This window comes from Pyramidobacter porci (genome assembly GCF_009695745.1).
GTDB lineage: Bacteria > Synergistota > Synergistia > Synergistales > Dethiosulfovibrionaceae > Pyramidobacter > Pyramidobacter porci.
On the sequence record NZ_VUNH01000009.1, the window covers coordinates 109,357 to 125,791 of the forward strand.

Sequence of the window (16,435 nt, forward strand, 5' to 3'; positions counted from 1 at the left end):
CGCCATGGCTCGGGTCACGATGGCCGACGTGGCGCTCGAAGCGGGCGTCAACAAAGGCACCGTCAGCCGCGCGCTGCGCGGCGACCGCCGCATTTCCGCGGAGACGCGCCGCCGCGTCTGGGAAGCGGCGAAGAAACTGGGCTACGAACTTGACGCTGTGGCCAGCGGACTTTCCAGCAAGCGCACCGGCGTCGCCGCCGTGGTGTTGGAACGCATGGACGCGCCGTGGACGGGCGAGTTCCTGGGCGCGGTATCCGGCGTGCTGTCGCGCTGCAAAATGGAATTGCTCCTTTTCGAGGGCGGCGGCGCTTCGCCGGCCGTCAACGTGCTGCGCCGCATCGAGGGACGCAAGGCCGACGGGCTGATCTGGTTCGGCGCGCCGGCGCCGGAACTTGGCGCGCTGGAAATCCCCGTGGTGTGCGTCGGAGCGAGCCCCCGCCCCGGCCAATTCAGCGTGGCGCTGGAACGCGAGAGCGTTTCGGCGCGGGTCCGTGCGCTGGCGGAACGTCGTCCCGTGCGCTATCGCGGCGGCCCGGCGGCCGTGATGGAGTTTCTGTCGGAACTGGAAACGGAAACGGGCGACGGCGAACCGTTCGTCGTCTGGGACGGCCCGAAAAAACCGCCCGACGGCGAACGCCCCGATCTAATCTGCGGCGACGAACGGCTGGCGCGCCTGCTGCGCGCCAATTGCCTGCGCGCGCCGGTCAGAGAGCTGGGCGTGCTGGCGGCGCGCGTGCTGACCAACGCGATCCGCGGCAGCGGCGTGCGTCCGGCGGCGACGCTGGTCAAAACGACGCTCGTTTCCGCGGCCGGCGAGCTGATTCTCGGATAAAACGGCATAAAAGTGGTATGATGGGGCCGTTGAGTTTTATTTGGGGAGGCTTGTGCTATGAGCGAAACGTGTAATGGTTCGTGCAGCAGCTGTTCGTCGGCCGGAAACTGCAATAAGATCCCCGGCCCGACGCGGCAGGGCGTCGGCCGCATCATCGCCGTCGGCAGCGGCAAGGGCGGCGTCGGCAAAAGCACCGTCTCGGCGCTGCTGGCGGTGGCGCTGAACCGCGCCGGCTACCGCGTCGGCGTGCTCGACGCCGACGTGACCGGCCCTTCGATCCCGAAACTGTTGGGCATCGATCGGGCGCCGTACGTGGAGAACGACAAGATCCAAATGCCCGCGACGGCCAGCGGCATCGAAGTGCTTTCCGTCAACCTGCTGCTCAAGGACGACGGCGCGCCCGTCGTCTGGCGCGGCCCGCTGATCAGCGGCACCATCAAGCAGTTCTGGGAGGACGGCGCCTGGGGCGGTCTTGACTTTGCCGTCGTCGACCTGCCGCCGGGGACCGCCGACGCGCCGCTGACGGTCATGCAGAGCATCCAGGTCGACGGCATCCTCGCCGTGACCATGCCGCAGAGCCTGTCGACGATGATCGTGCAGAAGCAGATCAATCTCGGCAAGATGATGAACGTGCCGCTGCTCGGCCTGGTCGAAAACATGTCCTACGCGGTGTGCCCGCACTGCGGCGAACGTTGGGACCTTTTCGGCTCGTCGCACCGCGAGGAGATCGAGAAGCTTTTCAGTCTCAAGACGCTGGCGCGCATCCCCGTCGACCAGAAGCTGGCCGAACTCGGCGACGCGGGGCGCCTCGAGGAATACGAGAACGAAGAACTCATGCAGGCTCTGACCGCCGCTACCGTCGGCGTGAAAGCCCGGGCGTGAGCGATTTTTGAACGGGGAGGCCGGACTTCTTTTTTCGTCGATGAAAAAGGAGTCCGGCTTTTTTTGCCCGCGCCGTTTGGCGCGCGACCGTCATATTTCCTGAAAGATATCGTCGCGAACACGGCGGCCCAAGGGAAAAAATCGAAAATGTTCCGCGTGAAACGTTTTTCGTTTGGGAAAACGGCGGCGGGCGGACCGTTCACGCGCCGCTGACTTTTTGTTATAATGAGCCGTCTTTCGGAAAAAAACGAGAATTCCGCGCTTGCAAACCGCAGGGAAAGGCATTGGAGGGAAGAATTTTGAATCGTGGAGACGTGATCCTCAGGCCGACGCCGGAATGCCGCCTGCCGGCCGAGCGCGAGGGCGCGCCGCGGCTGATCGAGATCGGCTTCGGCAACGGCGATTTTCTCGTCGATCTCGCGCAGAAACGCCCGGAGGCGCTGGTTTACGGCGTGGAAGTTTCCCACATGTGCCTCGAAAAAGCGCTGTCGCGCGTCGCGCGTCTGAAGCTGGAAAACGTGCGCCTGCTGTGCGGCGACGCGCGCTTCCTCGTGCGCGAATGCTTTGCCGATAACTCGGTGGAACGCATTTACATGAGTTTCCCCTGCCCTTGGCCGAAGGAGCGCCATGCGCGCCGCCGCGTCACCTCGGAAGGCTTTTCCGGATTGCTGGCCTCGGTGCTGAAGATCGGCGGCGTCTTCGAGATGGCCACCGACGAGGGCTGGTACGCCGACGAGGTCGAACGGATCCTCGGTGCCCACGCGGCGCTGAAGCTGGCCGAACGCCGCCTCAACTTCCGCCGCGACCTCACCACCAAGTACGAGCGCAAATGGCTGGACATGGGCAAGGACATCCATCATCTTTACATCGAAAAAACGGCGCTTTGGAGCGTGCCGCGAATGGTAGAAGGGAGCGTGGAGGGCATGCACGTAAGAATCGCGCCGACGGTGCCGGTCGATCTCGATCTTCTCGACCGGACGGTAACGGGGCAAACGGGCAGCGCGCAGGGGCGCCACGGCGAGGACTCACACTGGGCTTTCCGCGGCGGTTTTCGCGCCGCCGACGGCACGCTGCTGGAAGAGACGATCTGCACCGACTCCGGCTACGAGCAGAAGTTTTACGTCAAAATCGTCAGCAAGCCGGAGTGTACGCTGGTCAAGCTGGACGGCGTTTTCGCCCCGTTTCTGACGCCGGCGGTGCGCTTCGCCGTCGAGGATGCGGCGCGAAGGATCCAGGCGCGGTGAAGGAGGTCAGGCCGACCACGGGCAAAACGCTGGGGGCCCTGTTCAGCATCCTCGGGCCTCTGTCGGGCATGAGCTTTCTCGATCTGTTCTCCGGCACCGGCCGGGTGGCGAAGGAGGCGCGCGCCCGCGGCGCGTCCGTCGTCACGGTGGAACTGCTGCGCGACCGGGCGGCGGAGATCCGCCGCGCGCTGGGCGAAGAAAATCACATCGCCCTCTGCATGGATGTGCGCCGGGCGCTGAACTGGCTGGAAAAACGCGAGCTGAGCTTCGACGTGATTTTCGCCGATCCGCCCTACGAGATGAAGTGGATGAGCGAGCTGCCGCGGCTCCTCGGCGCTCACGCCGGGCTGCTGAAGCCCGGCGGCACGGTGATCCTCGAGCGCGCCGAACGCGAGTCGCTCGACCTGGCGGATTCGCCCTGGGAACTGGCGGACGAGCGGCGCTACGGCGTTTCGGTGCTCGATTTCCTCAAACTGAAGGAGGTCTCCGATGTACAGGCATAAGGCGGTTTATCCCGGTTCCTTCGACCCGATCACGAACGGTCACGTATTCATCGCCGAACGCGCGGCGGCGCTGTTCGACGAACTTGAGGTCTCGGTCCTGATCAATTCCGACAAAAAAGGAGCCTTCGCGATCGACGAACGGGTCGATATGGCTCGCGAGGCTCTCAAACACCTTTCCAACGTGACGGTGAACTCTTTCTCCGGACTGCTGGTGGATTTTCTGCGCCAGCGCAAAAGCAGCATCGTCATCCGCGGCCTGCGGGCGCTGTCCGACTTCGAGTACGAGTTTCAGATGGCGCTGATGAACCGTCAGCTGGCGCCGGAGATCGAAACGCTGTTCATCGTCACCGACGCCAAATATTCGTTCCTTTCCAGCCATACCATCAAGGACGTGTTCCAGCTCGGCGGCGAGGTGCGCAACCTCGTGCCGCCCTACGTGCACCGCCGCCTGGTGGAACGCTTTCACAGCGGCGCCAAAGCCGGCGCCGTTCCGGCGAAAAGCTAATCGTCGAGGATCAGCGGCACGGCCTTCTTCTCTCGCTCCCAGTCGGGGCGGGGCACAAGACTTTCCCACAGCGCCGCGCCGCGGAATTCTAGCGCCATGATCTTTTGGGCGTAGTCGTCGCCGTGCAGCCCCGCGGGTTTCGTGATCACCGGCAGCGAACTTTTTTTGCGCATCAGGCGCAGCAGTTCGCGGCCGCGGTTGTTCATCGCCAGCGGACGGATGTAGGCGGGGCCGTGGCGCTGAAAGAGCTGGTTGTCCGCCTCGCTGACGTTCAGCAGCAGGCTCATGAGCTGACGGCGGACGCGCGTGCGCGGATAGCGTCGCGTGGCCACCCGTTCGGCCAGTTCCTCGAAGCTCTCGCAGCGCGGAAACTGGTCGAGAAAGCGGTTCTCGACGCCTTCGCTCACCTCGGCGTATCGCGCCAGTTCCGCGCTTGTGGCGCGCATGAGCAGCAGCCGCAGCGCCTGCCAGAGCGGTTCCCAGTCGAGGCAGCAGCGTCCGGCGGCGATATTTTTTCGAAGGATGGCCGCGCTTTCGTCCGGCATGGCGCGGCACGCGCTCTCCATCCGCCCGTTCAGAAGCGCTTCGCGGATCCCCGTGGCGCTCATGATCTCGCCTTCGCTGCGGTCGTTGTACCCGGCGCCGGCGCGCCGCACCGGCAGCAGTTCGAAACCGGCCCTCTGGCGCAGCGCCGCTTCCGCGTAAGCGACGGCCAGCGTGTTGTTCGGCTTGCCCAACAGCGCGCCGCCGCCGGGACAAAACCGGTCGGCCGCCTCGGCCCTCGCTTGGGCGTAAGAGGATCCTTTTTTTAAGAAATTCTGTAAAATAGCCTTGAAAGCCGGAGGTTCCTGAACTAAAATAGCAGAGATTGCGCCGAGCAGATCCGTTTCGTCTTCCATGCCGAAGGAAATCGCTTCGACGACGCCCGCCGCTTTCAGCAGCGCCACGGCGCCGCCGGCGAAAACGCCGGCGTTGTTGCAGCAGAAAGGCAGCGGCAGCTCGAGCGCCAGATCGACGCCGCAGCGCACCGCGGCGTGGGCGCGTTCCCATTTGTCCAGCAGTGCGGGCACGCCCCGCTGCAGGAAGTTCGACGACAAAACGGAGACGATGGCCGCATCGCCGTTTCTTTTTTTTATTTCCTCGAGCTGATACCGATGGCCTCGATGAAAGGGGTTGTATTCGGCGACGATGCCGATGATTTTTCTCATGATGGTGATTCTCCTCTGAATTTGCCCGAGGCGGCAGGGGATGAGTGACAGTTTGGATATACGACAGAGCGTCAAAAACGTCAAGGAGGTTTTTTGTAATGAAGATTCTCGTTATCAACTGCGGCAGCTCCTCTCTGAAGTATCAGGTCTTCGACATGGACAACGAGTCCGTGCTTGCTAAGGGGCTGGTCGAGCGCATCGGCATCGACGGTTCCCGCCTCAAGCACACCAAGATCGGCATGGACGCGGTGGTGACCGAGGCCGCGATTCCCGATCACAAGGTGGCTGTCGATCTCGTCCTCAAGTCGTTGCTCGATGCCAAAGTCGGCGTGCTCAAGAGCCTTGACGAGCTGGGCGCCGTCGGGCACCGCGTTGTCCACGGCGGCGAAGAGTTCGCCAGCTCCGTAAAAATCACGCCTGCTGTGATGAACGCCCTGAAGCGCTGTGCGCCTCTTGCACCTCTTCACAACCCCGCCAACATCATCGGCATCGAGGCGATCACGGCCGCGTTGCCGTCGGTCCCTCAGGTCGGCGTTTTCGACACGGCGTTCCATCAGACCATGCCCGACTACGCTTTCCGCTATGCCGTGCCGGAAAGATATTACAAGGAAGACCACGTGCGCCGCTACGGCTTTCACGGCACCAGCCACCGTTTCGTGTCGGCCCGTTGCGCCGAAATTCTCGGCCGTCCCATCGAAGAGTTGAAGATCATCACCTGCCACCTCGGCAACGGCAGCTCGCTGGCCGCCGTGGCCCACGGCAAGGTCGTCGACACCTCCATGGGCTTCACGCCGCTTCCCGGCGTCGTCATGGGCACTCGCTGCGGCGACGTGGATCCGAGCGTTGTCACCTTTATCGCCCAGAGAGAAGGCGCGGAAAAAACTGACACGATCCTCAACAAGGAGAGCGGTCTGTTTGGAGTTTCCGGAGTTTCCGCCGACCTTCGCGACGTCGAAGAAGGCATGAACAAGGGCGACGCCAAGTGCGCTCTGGCTTACAAAATGCTGACCTACAGCGTCAAAAAGTATATCGGCGCTTATGCCGCGGCCATGGGCGGCGTCGATGCCATCGTTTTCACGGCCGGCATCGGCGAGAACAGCGCCACCACCCGCCAAATGGTCACCGAAGGCCTTGAATTCCTCGGCGTGAAGATGGATTATTCCAAGAACAACTTCCGCGGCGAGGAGCGCGTCATCAGCGCGCCCGATTCCAAGGTCAAAGTCATCGTCATTCCCACCAACGAAGAGTTGGTCATCGCCCGCGACACCAAAAAGATGGCTTTCTGAGCGGGGACTTGAAGCGGAGAGGACAAAGGCCTATGGCACTGACCGAACGGCCGAAGGACTGGCATTTCGTTGTGCCTTTGCCGGAAGCGAAAGACTCACAGCACAGGTTCTCTCAGGTCTGGACGTTGGATCTGAAAGAGCCCCTGTCCTGCGGCGCTCAGGAATTCCCCTTCCCCAGTCCCGTCGAAGTCTCCGTGAAAACGCAGCGGACTCCTGAGGGTGCCGACGTTTTAATCGGGATCACTGGAGAAGTTGCTACCGAATGTCGTAGATGTTGCGCGCCTTTAACGGTTGCAATTCAACAGGAATTCATGTATTCTTACATCTTGCAGTCAGAAGATGTGGGAAAAGTACAGGAAGAAGAGGAATTATTCGACGATTCCAACAGGGTCGTGCTACCCGTTCCGTGGCTCGGCAGCGGTATTGACGTGACCGATCTCGTGTGGGAATGCCTTGTGGTGGCTTTGCCGCTTTACGCGACGTGCCCTGAAGGATGCATTGAGATCGATTCGCTTCTCCCCGCCGAGGATCGAATGGATCCGCGTTTCCTGATTCTGGCAGATTTAATGGATGAAGAAAAGCAAAAAGGAGGGAAATGACTATGGCAACCCCGAAGATGAAAGTGTCCCACCGCAGGACCCACATGCGCTTTGCCCATTGGCTGGGCGAAAAGACCGCGCCCAGCATGACGGCCTGCTCTCATTGCGGCGAGATGATCCCGACCTACAGCGCCTGCCCTGTCTGCGGTTATTACCGCGGCCGCAAGGTGCTCAAGGTCGCCGCCGACAAGGCCGAAACCGCAGCGAAAGCCGAATAAGCCCGAACTGCTCGCAGAAAACCGAAGAACCCCCTGCGTACGTAAAGATGGTACGACAGGGGGTTCTTTGTATGTTTCTTGAAAATCAGTGCTCATTGGCGATAATGCTGCCTTTCAATGAGAAAGCATCGTTGAAAATGTCGCGCCGGCGCGCGGCCGTGCCGCAAAAAGCATGCGCCACGCGATTTCACGCAGTTTTCGACGCGCCGAGGACGAAGAATCTTTGCCCTTTTTAACAAAAACGAGTACGAGAGCTAGAATGAATTGATGAAATTTCTTCCCTTGAAGAGAACGAGCTGGCACGGCGAACTCTCTCATTTCCGTACGAATTCATAAGTAAAAAATATTTGGAGGCGAGTGAAAGTGTATTGACCTTTTACGGTAAAGTCTTTATACTTCGCGTAGTTCGAGAGTAGATATTAGGACTAGGTGTTAAAAGCGAGGGAGGAACATGTCACTGAAAAATGGCAAGTTGAAGCGCCACGAAAAGTTATTCGCGCTGATAGAACAGAATCCTCTCTATACCGATGAAGACCTCGCCCGGCTGCTGAAAGTGAGCCTCAGTACGATCCGGCTTGACCGCGCGCTTATGGGCGTGCCGGAACTGCGCGAACGCACCCGTCAGATGGCCGAGCGGGCTGTCAGTCGCCTGCGTTCTCTGAAGCAGGAGGAATTCATCGGCGAACTTCTGGGGCTGGAGCCAAACGTGTGGGCGCTGTCCATGCTTCTGACCACCAAGGAAATGGCTTTTCGGCATACCGATCAAGTCTGGGATCAATATATCTACGCTCAAGCAAGCACGTTGGCGATTGCCGTAGTAGAAGCCGACATGGTTGTCGTGCAGACGTTCCGCGGCCGGTACAGCGCTCCTGCGGTTGTCGGAGACCGACTGGTGGCCCGGGCAAAAGTGGGCGTCCATGAAGGCGACAAGTACATTGTGAGCGTCCATACCAACGTAGGGGAGCGGGAGATCTATGTGGGGCGCTTTATCGTGCGGGCTCTGTCGAGCGGAGAAGAAAGTACGGTTTCAGCCGTGCGGGGGAACGAGGGATAATCATGATCATTGCCGTAGACGCCATGGGCGGCGATCACGGCGCTTCTGCCGTTTGTCCTGGTGTCATCGAAGCATGCAATAGAAACAGCGATCTCGAAATCGCTTTGATTGGGGATAAAACCGTCATTGAACCCTATCTGGACAAAGCTGACGGCAGCGTCCGAAGCCGCATTCACGTGGTCCATGCCGAGGAAGTGGTCGATCCGAACGAGTCGCCCGCGAAGGCGATCCGCTGCAAAAAGCATTCCAGCATGCGCATCGCTATGGAAATGGTCCGGTCGGGCGAGGCCAAGGGCTGCGTTTCCTCCGGCAGCACCGGTGCGATCGTGGCCGGCGGCGTGCTTGTGGTCGGTCGTCTGAAAGGCATCGACCGGCCCGGCCTGGGGATCCTGCTTCCCACGAAGAAGCCGGTGTTCCTTCTCGACGCCGGAGCCACCGTGCGCTGCAAGCCGCTGAATCTGGTGCAGTTTTCGCTGATGGGTTCCGTCTACATGAAGGACGTGGAAAAGCTCTCCTCGTCGCCGCGGGTCTGCTTGCTTTCCAATGGTTCCGAAGAGATCAAGGGCGACGACGTCATCGTGGCGGCTCGCGAACGACTGCGCGCCAGCGACGACCTGAATTTCGGCGGTTATGTCGAAGCCAACCGCGTTCCCATGGGCGATGCGGACGTCGTGGTTTGCGACGGTTTTTCCGGCAACGTCATGCTCAAGTCCTTTGAAGGATTGATCAAGTTCTGCAGGGGACTGGTCAAAGAAACCATCCAGGAGTCCTGGCTGGCGAAAGCCGGCGCGCTGCTGCTGTATCCTTCCATGAAGAGACTTGGCGCGCGCGTCGATTATCAGCGCTACGGCGGTTCCGCGCTGATGGGCGTGAACGGTGCGGTGATCAAAGCTCACGGGCGTTCCAAAGCGCCCGCCATCGCCAACGCCATTGGCGTGGCCTACAGCTTTGTGGAACGTAACGCGCTGGAACGTATCCGTGAGGATATTGCACAGGAACTGGAAAAAGTTGCTGCCGAGGAGACTTTGTGCTGACGATCGCGCAACGTTCGTCGGAACGTTTGATAAGATTTGAGGGAATTGATGTCGGCTGCACTCTGACTGCGAAAAACGAAAGGGGTTCGTTTCTTCATGCTCGGTAAGGAAATCACGGAACTTTTGGGAATTAAACATCCTGTGATCCAAGGGGCTATGGCTTGGATCGCCAATGCGGAACTGGCCGCTGCGGTCAGCAATGCAGGCGGCCTTGGTATCATCGCCGCAGGAGCGACGCCGCCCGAGCTGCTGGAGAAAGAATTGCTCAAGATTCGCGAGTTGACCGACAAGCCCTACGGCATGAACATCATGCTTATGTCGCCGACGGCTCCCGCTGCGGTGGAGCTGGCCGCCAAGTATCGCATCAAAGTCATTACGACCGGCGCCGGCAACCCCGGCAAAGTGATCGAGCGATTAAGACCTCTTGGGGCGATCGTCATGCCCGTCGTCGCTTCCACGGCGGTGGCGATCCGCGCCGTCCGTCAGGGCGCGCAGGCCGTAGTGGCCGAGGGCATGGAAGCCGGCGGGCATATCGGCGAGCTGACGACCATGGTGCTCACGCCCCTCGTGGCTCAAGCGGTGAAAGTTCCCGTTGTCTGCGCCGGCGGCATCGTCGACGGCCGCGGCATGGCGGCCGCTTTCTCTCTGGGGGCCAAGGGAGTTCAGGTGGGAACGCGCTTCGTTTGTTCCAAGGAATGCACGGTGCATCCCGATTACAAACAGGAACTTGTCAGGGCGAAGGAACGCTGCACCGCGGTGACCGGCGCCAGCACGGGGCATCCCGTGCGCTGCATCGCCAACAAGCTGACGAAGGAATTTCTCGATCTCGAGTACAATCACGCTCCGGTAGCCGAGATCGAAAAGTTGGGCACAGGCCGTCTCCGTGCCGCCGTCATCGACGGCGACATGGAACGGGGGTCCGTCATGGCCGGTCAGTCGGCTGCGCTGGTCGGAGACATCCGTTCCTGTGCCGATATCATCGAAAGCATGGTCGCCGAGGCCAAAACTATTCTCAAGGACTTGGAAACCAACGCTTAAAAGGAGTCGAAGCCTATGAAGTATGCGATCGTTTTTCCCGGCCAGGGCTCTCAGGCCGTTGGCATGGGAAAGGAACTGTGCGGCGTTTCCACGGCGGCAAAAGAGACTTTCGCCGAAGCTGACGAGGCTCTCGGATTTTCCCTCAGCGACATCATCTTCAACGGCCCCGAGGACAAGCTGGTCTTGACGGCCTACACTCAGCCCGCTATTTTGGCGATGTCCATCGCCGTGTTCCGCGCGCTTCAGGAAAAAGGCGTGACGTTGGATCCCGCTTTTGTAGCCGGGCACAGCCTCGGCGAGTACACGGCCCTCGTCGCCAGCGGCGTGCTGTCGCTGGCCGACGGCGTGCGCCTTGTGCACAAGCGAGGATCCTTCATGCAGGAGGCCGTGCCTCGAGGCGTGGGAGCCATGGCGGCGATCCTCGGACTTGAAGCCGACGCGGTCCGCGCCGTCTGCGCAGAAGCCGCTCAGGGGGAAGTCTGCGAAGCGGCGAATTACAATACGCCGGTGCAGATCGTCATCTCCGGCCATACGGCCGCGGTGGAGCGCGCCGTCGCGCTGGCTTCCGCAAAAGGCGCCAAGCGTTCCGTGATGCTGAACGTGAGCGCTCCGTTCCACTGCTCGCTGATGCGCCCTGTGGCGGACCGTCTGGCGGCCGAAATGGAAAAGTGCGTTTGGAATCCTGGGCGCTGCCCGCTGGTCGCCAACGTTTCCGCCCAACCGGTCAGCGACGTTTCCGCGATTCGCGACGGACTGTACGCTCAGACGTACAGCCCCGTCAGATGGACCGAAAGCGTGCAGACCATGGCCGCTCGGGGCGTGGAAGGATTCATTGAAGTGGGCCCCGGCAAAGTGCTGGCCGGCACGGTCAAAAAGATCGCCCGTCAGGCCGCGGTGCTCAACGTGGAACAGCCGGCCGATCTTGAGCAGGTCGTCCCCTTTATAGAGCGAAAGGCGGAAGCATAGCGATGGCCCGCATTGCATTGGTTACCGGCGCCGGCCGCGGCATCGGCCGCGCGGTGGCGAAACGGCTTGCCGCCGACGGCTGCGCCGTGGCGGTGAATTATCGTTCTTCGGCGGAAGCGGCTCAGTCCTTGGTGAACGAGATCACGGCCGCCGGCGGAAAAGCGATGGCTTTTGCCGGCGACGTCTCCAGCCCCGAGGCGGTGAAAAAGCTTTTCGACGACGTCAAAGAAGCTCTCGGCCCCGTCGAGATCCTCGTCAACAACGCCGGGCAGACGAAAGACGGGCTTTTGATGCGGATGAAAGACTCCGATTGGGACGACGTGCTCAACGCCGATCTCAAGTCCGTGTTCCTCTGCACGCGCGAAGCGGTCAAAGCCATGGTCCGCGCCCGCTGGGGCCGGATCGTCAACATCTCTTCGGTGGTGGGCGTCACGGGCAATCCCGGACAGGCCAATTACGGCGCGGCAAAGGCCGGCGTGATCGGTTTCAGCAAGTGCGTGGCGCGTGAATACGCCGCCAAGGGCGTGACGGTGAACTGCGTCGCCCCCGGTTACATCGCCACCGATATGACGAAAATTCTGAGCGACGCCGCCAAGGAGGCGATCCTGACGGGCATCCCGCAGGGACGTCAGGGCGAGCCAGAGGACATCGCCAACGCCGTGTCCTTCTTCGCGCAGGAAAGCAGTTCTTACATCACAGGTCAGGTTCTCGCCGTCGACGGCGGGATGACAATGGCATAGAGCGGTTCTTTTACAAGGCCGCATATTTTATGGAGGTGCTTTGAGCTATGACTAAAGCAGATGTTCTCGCTCGCCTGAAGGAAATCATTATCGACCGTCTTGACGTGGAAGAGGAGCAGATCCGTCCCGAGGCTTCCTTTGTGGAAGATCTCGGCGCCGATTCCCTTGACATCGTCGAGCTGATCATGGGCATCGAGGAAGAGTTCGACATCGAGATCCCCGATGAGGATGCCGAGAAGCTGACCACTGTCGGTGAAGCAATCAACTACGCCGCCAGCAAGCTTGGCATTGAGGAGTAACTGAGCTGTATTTGCGGGGGAGAGGATACCAGTACGGCGGTTCCTCTCCCGATTTTAAAGAAACACTTATCGTATTTCGCCCACCGAGGCGGCAAGGAGATCTCAAAATGAATCGAAGAGTCGTGATCACCGGGCTCGGCGTGGTCAGCCCCGTTGGCATCGGCAAGGATAATTACTGGCGCGCTCTTGAAGCGGGAGAAAACGGCATCAGGAACATCACCGCTTTCGACGCGTCCGACTACAATGTGAAAATTGCGGGCGAGGTTCTCGATTTTGATCCCGCCCTTTATGTGGCTAAAAAAGAGGCCAAGCGCACCGACCGCGTCATTCAGTTCTCGACGGCAGCGGCGTCGATGGCGCTTGAAGATGCAAAGCTTGATCCGGCTTCCGTCGATCCCTGGAAGTTCGGCGTTTACATCGGTTCCGGCACCGGCGGGCTGCATACCAGCTGGGAAGGATATCAGGATCTTTCCGAAAAAGGGCCTCGTCACGTCGGACCTTTCGCCATCCCGATGATGATCAGCAACATGACCTCGGCCTACATCGCCATCAAGTACGGCTGCAAAGGCCCCAACATGTGCATCGTCACCGCCTGCGCGTCGTCGATCAACAGCATCGGCGAGGCGTGGTACGCCGTCCAGCGCGGTGACGCGGACGTGATGTTGGCCGGCGGCGCCGAGGCCTGCGTGATGGGATTGACCGTCGCCGGTTTTGCCTCCATGAAGGCGCTGTGCACGACCCACAACGACGATCCGGAGTGTGCGTGCCGCCCCTTCGACAAAGACCGCGCCGGTTTCATCGTCGCGGAGGGCGCCGGCGTTGTCGTTCTCGAAGATCTTGAACGCGCCCGCGCCCGCGGCGCCCATATTTACGGCGAGCTGACAGGCTACGGCGCCACCTGCGACGCCTATCATCTGACCGCTCCCGATCCCGACGGCGCCGGCGCCATGAAGGCCATGGAACTGGCCATGAAGCAGTCGGGCTGGAACGGCGTGGATTTGGTCAACGCCCATGGAACTTCCACTCATCTTAACGAGATTATGGAATCCAAGGCTATCAACGGACTGCTCGGCGACAAGGCGAAAGACACGCTCGTCACCTCCACCAAGTCGATCTTCGGCCACACGCTCGGCGCGGCCGGCGGCGTGGCGGTCGTGGCGGCGCTCCAGGCCTTCGAGCAGGGGATCGTCCACAAGACGCGCAACTACGAAACGCCCGATCCCGAGTGCAACGTCAACGTTGTCGCCGAAACGCTGTACGACCGAAACGTCAAACGCATTCTCGTCAACAATTTCGGCTTCGGCGGGCACAACGGTGTGCTTGCGCTGCAGAAGTACGAAGGCTAATGAACGGAACGGAGCCGGCGCGGCAAAAAAGTCTGCTCGAGTTTCAGCGGCGCATCGGCTATGAATTCAACGATCCGGCCCTGCTGGAAGAAGCGCTGACTCATTCGTCCTACGCTCACGAACGGGGAGTTCCGTTCTGGAACGAGCGTCTCGAGTTTCTCGGCGACGCCGTGCTGGAAGTGCTGATCAGCGAGGAGCTGTTCCGCACCCGTCCCGATGCCAGCGAGGGACAGATGACCCGCGAGCGCGCCTCGCTGGTCCGCGAAGAAGTGCTTTCCGCCTGGGGGCACTCTTTGGGATTGGACGACCTGCTCCTTTTGGGAACGGGGCAGCGCGGCAGCGCCAGCGAAAACATGATCGGCGACGCGGTCGAGGCCCTGATCGGCGCGCTTTACCTTGACGGAGGGCTGGAACGGGCCCGGAATTTTTTGAGCCGGCGTCCGCGAGAAGCGGCGCGCGAGCAGCTCGACCCGAAGAGCCGTCTGCAGATTCTCTGTCAAGAACGGAACGGGCCGACGCCTTATTATGAACTGCTTCAGCGTAAAGGGCCGGAGCATGATCCGGTTTTCATCGTCCGGGCTTTGCTGGACGGCAAGGAACTTGCCCGCGGCAGAGGAACCAGCCGCAAGGCAGCTGAGCAGGCAGCAGCGAGAACTGCATTGAAATTGATCGAACCGCCAAAAAAACAGCTCTGACAAAGATCGCTTGTCCGTCTGCGGACGAGCGATTTTTTATGGCGAGGGCGTGATTTTATTTGTGCCTTCAACTTGATTTTGCCGCGTATTCGATTTAGAATCAATTTCCGTGAGGCGAAGGAAAGGGGAGAACCTGACGTGACGAAAAGCGATGTGCCGCGGCGCTTTCGCGGCGTCATGGAACGACGCGGCTGGCTCGGCCAGACGCCGGTGCTGCTCGGCGTTTCGGGCGGCAGCGACTCGATGAGCCTGCTCTGTCTTTTTTCCCAGCTTTACGAGCCTTCGCAGCTGATCGTGGTCCATATGGACCACGGCATCCGCGGCGCCTCGTGCGGCGACGGCGAGTTCGTGAAAAAGCGCTGCGCCGAATTGAGCGTGCGCTGCGTGATCGAGCGCCGCTCGGTCTCCGAATTGTCCCGAAAAGGGGAATCCGAGGAGGCGGCGGGGCGTCGACTTCGCTATGAGCTTTACGAAGAGACGGCGCAAAGATTCGGATGCCGTCTGGCGGCGTTGGGGCATACGCGCGACGACCTGGCCGAAAACGCGCTCATGAACATGGCCCGCGGCTGCGGGCTTTGGGGCGTGGCGGGGATGCCGGAACGGCGCGGTATGTATATCCGCCCGTTGCTTTCGTTCCGCCGCGAGGAACTGCGCGATTTTCTCCGCGCGCAGGGCTGGAGCTGGGTAGAAGACGAGACGAACGCTCTAAACATATACCGGCGCAATCGAGTCCGCAACGAAGTGATGCCCCTGCTGGCCCGCGAGGTCAATCCCGGCGTCGTCGAGCATCTGGCCTCTCTGGCCGAAGAGGCGCAGCTTTGGCGAAAGATGCAGGAAGATCATGCGGCCGCGCTGTGCCGCGAGGTCTCGCTGCCGCGGCGCGGCTGGCCGTGCTTGAGCCTGAGCAAGCTGCGCCGCGTCCACGAGTTCCAGCGCCGTGAACTGCTGCGTTTTGCGGGACGTCGGCTGGGGCTGACCGCTCTGACCAGACCCCGCATCGAAGAGCTGGACCGCCTGATGTGCCGTTCCGGACGCTTTGTGTTCCAATGGGGCTCAGAGGTCGACGTGGAAGCCGGGGGCGGCATGCTGTGCTGGCATCCGGCGGCGGAAAAGCGGCTGGAGGCGCTCCAGCTTTCGCTTGGCGAAACGGCGCGTTGGGGCGGCTGGAAAGTTTCGCTGCGGCTGAAGGGCGCCTCTGCGGAGGCCGATTTCGGCCTCCGCTGTCCGCTCGATGAAGCGCGGCCGGTCGTTCTGCAAAAAAATACTGAAAAATATGATGTGGCAACATCTTTTTTCCCGGTAATTTCCCAGGAAAATGTTTTCCGGGCGGAAAAAAAACAAAATCGATGGGAAATCCTTTACCATAGTGTAAAATATAACGTCGTTGCTCAGGTTGTTTTGAGTCCCCTTGTCGGGCGCTGGAGGGAATCTTTATGGAATTGAAGGCAGCGGAAGTTTTGATCGCCAGGGAGCAGATCGCCGCGCGCGTTCGCGTGCTGGCGGCGGAAATCAGCCGCAGGTACGAAGGGCAGAGTTTGACCGTCATCGGCATCCTGCGCGGCGCGGTGATCTTCATGGCCGACCTGGTGCGTGAGATCTCGCCGTCGGTGAACGTCGTCATGGAGTTCATGAAGGCCGCCTCCTACGGCTCTTCGACCACATCGTCGGGCAAAGTGACCATCTCGCAGGGAACTGGCATCGCGGTGAAAGGGCGCAATATTTTGATCGTCGAGGACATCGTGGATACGGGGCTGACGCTGCAGCACCTGCGCGGATACTTCAAGGACGAGGGCGCCGCGTCCGTGGAAGTGTGCGTTTTGCTGGACAAAAAGGAACGGCGCGTCGTCGACGTGCCGGTGGAGTATACGGGATTCGTGATTCCCGACGAGTTCGTGGTCGGCTACGGCATGGATTATGATCAGAAGATGCGCAACCTGCCTTCGATCCACACGGTGCGCTCCGTCTCGGAGTGATGTTATGAATTTT

The 16,435-nt window shown here is 60.8% G+C and carries 19 protein-coding genes; 18 read left to right on the forward strand and 1 reads right to left on the reverse strand.

The window, feature by feature from the left end; genetic code table 11:
* Positions 1–4 precede the first annotated feature (4 nt).
* The 5 genes from FYJ74_RS08950 (at position 5) to coaD (ending at position 3,966) form a co-directional block, all read left to right on the forward strand.
* Positions 5–832 (forward strand): LacI family DNA-binding transcriptional regulator, encoded by an 828-nt coding sequence (locus FYJ74_RS08950; protein ID WP_154529236.1) that lies wholly within the window; start codon positions 5–7, stop codon positions 830–832.
* A 57-nt stretch (positions 833–889) separates the two neighbouring features.
* Positions 890–1,714: a P-loop NTPase gene (locus tag FYJ74_RS08955; RefSeq protein WP_154529237.1), complete on the forward strand. Its 825-nt coding sequence runs from the start codon at positions 890–892 to the stop codon at positions 1,712–1,714.
* Between the two features lie 299 nt (positions 1,715–2,013).
* Entirely contained in the window at positions 2,014–2,958 is a 945-nt protein-coding gene (trmB, locus tag FYJ74_RS08960; protein ID WP_154529238.1) for a tRNA (guanosine(46)-N7)-methyltransferase TrmB, read from the forward strand.
* Positions 2,955–3,461 carry an RsmD family RNA methyltransferase gene (locus FYJ74_RS08965; protein WP_320634000.1) on the forward strand — a complete coding sequence of 169 codons (507 nt, stop codon included), beginning with the start codon at positions 2,955–2,957 and terminating at the stop codon, positions 3,459–3,461. The genes trmB and FYJ74_RS08965 overlap by 4 nt, the downstream gene beginning before the upstream one ends.
* Entirely contained in the window at positions 3,448–3,966 is a 519-nt protein-coding gene (coaD, locus tag FYJ74_RS08970; protein WP_154529239.1) for a pantetheine-phosphate adenylyltransferase, read from the forward strand. The genes FYJ74_RS08965 and coaD overlap by 14 nt, the downstream gene beginning before the upstream one ends.
* On the opposite strand, the gene FYJ74_RS08975 is transcribed toward coaD, so the two are convergent.
* Positions 3,963–5,174 carry a tRNA(Met) cytidine acetate ligase gene (locus FYJ74_RS08975; RefSeq protein ID WP_154529240.1) on the reverse strand — a complete coding sequence of 404 codons (1,212 nt, stop codon included), beginning with the start codon at positions 5,172–5,174 and terminating at the stop codon, positions 3,963–3,965. The genes coaD and FYJ74_RS08975 overlap by 4 nt on opposite strands.
* A gap of 98 nt (positions 5,175–5,272) precedes the next feature.
* On the opposite strand from FYJ74_RS08975, the gene FYJ74_RS08980 reads away from it, so the two are divergent.
* The 13 genes from FYJ74_RS08980 (at position 5,273) to hpt (ending at position 16,422) form a co-directional block, all read left to right on the forward strand.
* Positions 5,273–6,460, forward strand: a complete 1,188-nt coding sequence (locus tag FYJ74_RS08980) for an acetate/propionate family kinase (protein WP_154529241.1) — start codon at positions 5,273–5,275, stop codon at positions 6,458–6,460.
* Between the two features lie 32 nt (positions 6,461–6,492).
* Positions 6,493–7,059 carry a YceD family protein gene (locus FYJ74_RS08985; RefSeq protein ID WP_154529242.1) on the forward strand — a complete coding sequence of 189 codons (567 nt, stop codon included), beginning with the start codon at positions 6,493–6,495 and terminating at the stop codon, positions 7,057–7,059.
* 2 nt (positions 7,060–7,061) lie between these two features.
* Positions 7,062–7,277, forward strand: a complete 216-nt coding sequence (rpmF, locus tag FYJ74_RS08990; RefSeq protein ID WP_154529243.1) for a 50S ribosomal protein L32 — start codon at positions 7,062–7,064, stop codon at positions 7,275–7,277.
* Positions 7,278–7,728: 451 nt separating this feature from the next.
* The gene (gene fapR, locus FYJ74_RS08995; RefSeq protein WP_154529244.1) at positions 7,729–8,331 is read left to right on the forward strand and encodes a transcription factor FapR; all 603 of its coding nucleotides are present in this window, start codon (positions 7,729–7,731) and stop codon (positions 8,329–8,331) included.
* A 2-nt stretch (positions 8,332–8,333) separates the two neighbouring features.
* Complete coding sequence (gene plsX / locus FYJ74_RS09000) at positions 8,334–9,365, forward strand: phosphate acyltransferase PlsX (RefSeq protein ID WP_154529245.1); 1,032 nt, start codon at positions 8,334–8,336, stop codon at positions 9,363–9,365.
* Positions 9,366–9,461: 96 nt separating this feature from the next.
* Positions 9,462–10,403 (forward strand): nitronate monooxygenase, encoded by a 942-nt coding sequence (locus FYJ74_RS09005; RefSeq protein WP_154529246.1) that lies wholly within the window; start codon positions 9,462–9,464, stop codon positions 10,401–10,403.
* Between the two features lie 15 nt (positions 10,404–10,418).
* Positions 10,419–11,369 (forward strand): ACP S-malonyltransferase, encoded by a 951-nt coding sequence (gene fabD / locus FYJ74_RS09010; RefSeq protein WP_154529247.1) that lies wholly within the window; start codon positions 10,419–10,421, stop codon positions 11,367–11,369.
* A gap of 2 nt (positions 11,370–11,371) precedes the next feature.
* A complete protein-coding gene (gene fabG, locus FYJ74_RS09015; protein ID WP_154529248.1) occupies positions 11,372–12,109 on the forward strand; it encodes a 3-oxoacyl-[acyl-carrier-protein] reductase in 738 nt (245 codons plus the stop codon).
* 47 nt (positions 12,110–12,156) lie between these two features.
* Positions 12,157–12,408, forward strand: coding sequence for an acyl carrier protein (acpP, locus tag FYJ74_RS09020; protein WP_009164755.1), 252 nt, complete (start codon positions 12,157–12,159; stop codon positions 12,406–12,408).
* Between the two features lie 107 nt (positions 12,409–12,515).
* On the forward strand, positions 12,516–13,754 hold the full coding sequence (gene fabF, locus FYJ74_RS09025) for a beta-ketoacyl-ACP synthase II (RefSeq protein ID WP_154529249.1): 1,239 nt from the start codon (positions 12,516–12,518) through the stop codon (positions 13,752–13,754).
* The gene (gene rnc, locus FYJ74_RS09030; protein WP_154529250.1) at positions 13,754–14,449 is read left to right on the forward strand and encodes a ribonuclease III; all 696 of its coding nucleotides are present in this window, start codon (positions 13,754–13,756) and stop codon (positions 14,447–14,449) included. Before fabF ends, rnc begins: the two co-directional genes overlap by 1 nt.
* Positions 14,450–14,587: 138 nt before the next feature.
* Positions 14,588–15,892, forward strand: coding sequence for a tRNA lysidine(34) synthetase TilS (tilS, locus tag FYJ74_RS09035; protein ID WP_154529251.1), 1,305 nt, complete (start codon positions 14,588–14,590; stop codon positions 15,890–15,892).
* A complete protein-coding gene (hpt, locus tag FYJ74_RS09040; RefSeq protein ID WP_154529252.1) occupies positions 15,883–16,422 on the forward strand; it encodes a hypoxanthine phosphoribosyltransferase in 540 nt (179 codons plus the stop codon). The genes tilS and hpt overlap by 10 nt, the downstream gene beginning before the upstream one ends.
* The last annotated feature ends 13 nt before the right edge of the window (positions 16,423–16,435 follow it).

Bases quoted from the DNA above. Each gene is read 5' to 3' on its own strand.
- FYJ74_RS08985 (WP_154529242.1), top strand. From the start codon at position 6,493: ATGGCACTGACCGAACGGCCGAAGGACTGGCATTTCGTTGTGCCTTTG.
- coaD (WP_154529239.1), top strand. From the start codon at position 3,448: ATGTACAGGCATAAGGCGGTTTATCCCGGTTCCTTCGACCCGATCACG.
- fapR (WP_154529244.1), top strand. From the start codon at position 7,729: ATGTCACTGAAAAATGGCAAGTTGAAGCGCCACGAAAAGTTATTCGCG.
- fabD (WP_154529247.1), top strand. From the start codon at position 10,419: ATGAAGTATGCGATCGTTTTTCCCGGCCAGGGCTCTCAGGCCGTTGGC.
- plsX (WP_154529245.1), top strand. From the start codon at position 8,334: ATGATCATTGCCGTAGACGCCATGGGCGGCGATCACGGCGCTTCTGCC.
- FYJ74_RS09005 (WP_154529246.1), top strand. From the start codon at position 9,462: ATGCTCGGTAAGGAAATCACGGAACTTTTGGGAATTAAACATCCTGTG.
- FYJ74_RS08950 (WP_154529236.1), top strand. From the start codon at position 5: ATGGCTCGGGTCACGATGGCCGACGTGGCGCTCGAAGCGGGCGTCAAC.
- FYJ74_RS08955 (WP_154529237.1), top strand. From the start codon at position 890: ATGAGCGAAACGTGTAATGGTTCGTGCAGCAGCTGTTCGTCGGCCGGA.
- rnc (WP_154529250.1), top strand. From the start codon at position 13,754: ATGAACGGAACGGAGCCGGCGCGGCAAAAAAGTCTGCTCGAGTTTCAG.
- hpt (WP_154529252.1), top strand. From the start codon at position 15,883: ATGGAATTGAAGGCAGCGGAAGTTTTGATCGCCAGGGAGCAGATCGCC.
- fabG (WP_154529248.1), top strand. From the start codon at position 11,372: ATGGCCCGCATTGCATTGGTTACCGGCGCCGGCCGCGGCATCGGCCGC.
- rpmF (WP_154529243.1), top strand. From the start codon at position 7,062: ATGGCAACCCCGAAGATGAAAGTGTCCCACCGCAGGACCCACATGCGC.
- fabF (WP_154529249.1), top strand. From the start codon at position 12,516: ATGAATCGAAGAGTCGTGATCACCGGGCTCGGCGTGGTCAGCCCCGTT.
- FYJ74_RS08980 (WP_154529241.1), top strand. From the start codon at position 5,273: ATGAAGATTCTCGTTATCAACTGCGGCAGCTCCTCTCTGAAGTATCAG.
- FYJ74_RS08975 (WP_154529240.1), bottom strand. From the start codon at position 5,174: ATGAGAAAAATCATCGGCATCGTCGCCGAATACAACCCCTTTCATCGA.
- acpP (WP_009164755.1), top strand. From the start codon at position 12,157: ATGACTAAAGCAGATGTTCTCGCTCGCCTGAAGGAAATCATTATCGAC.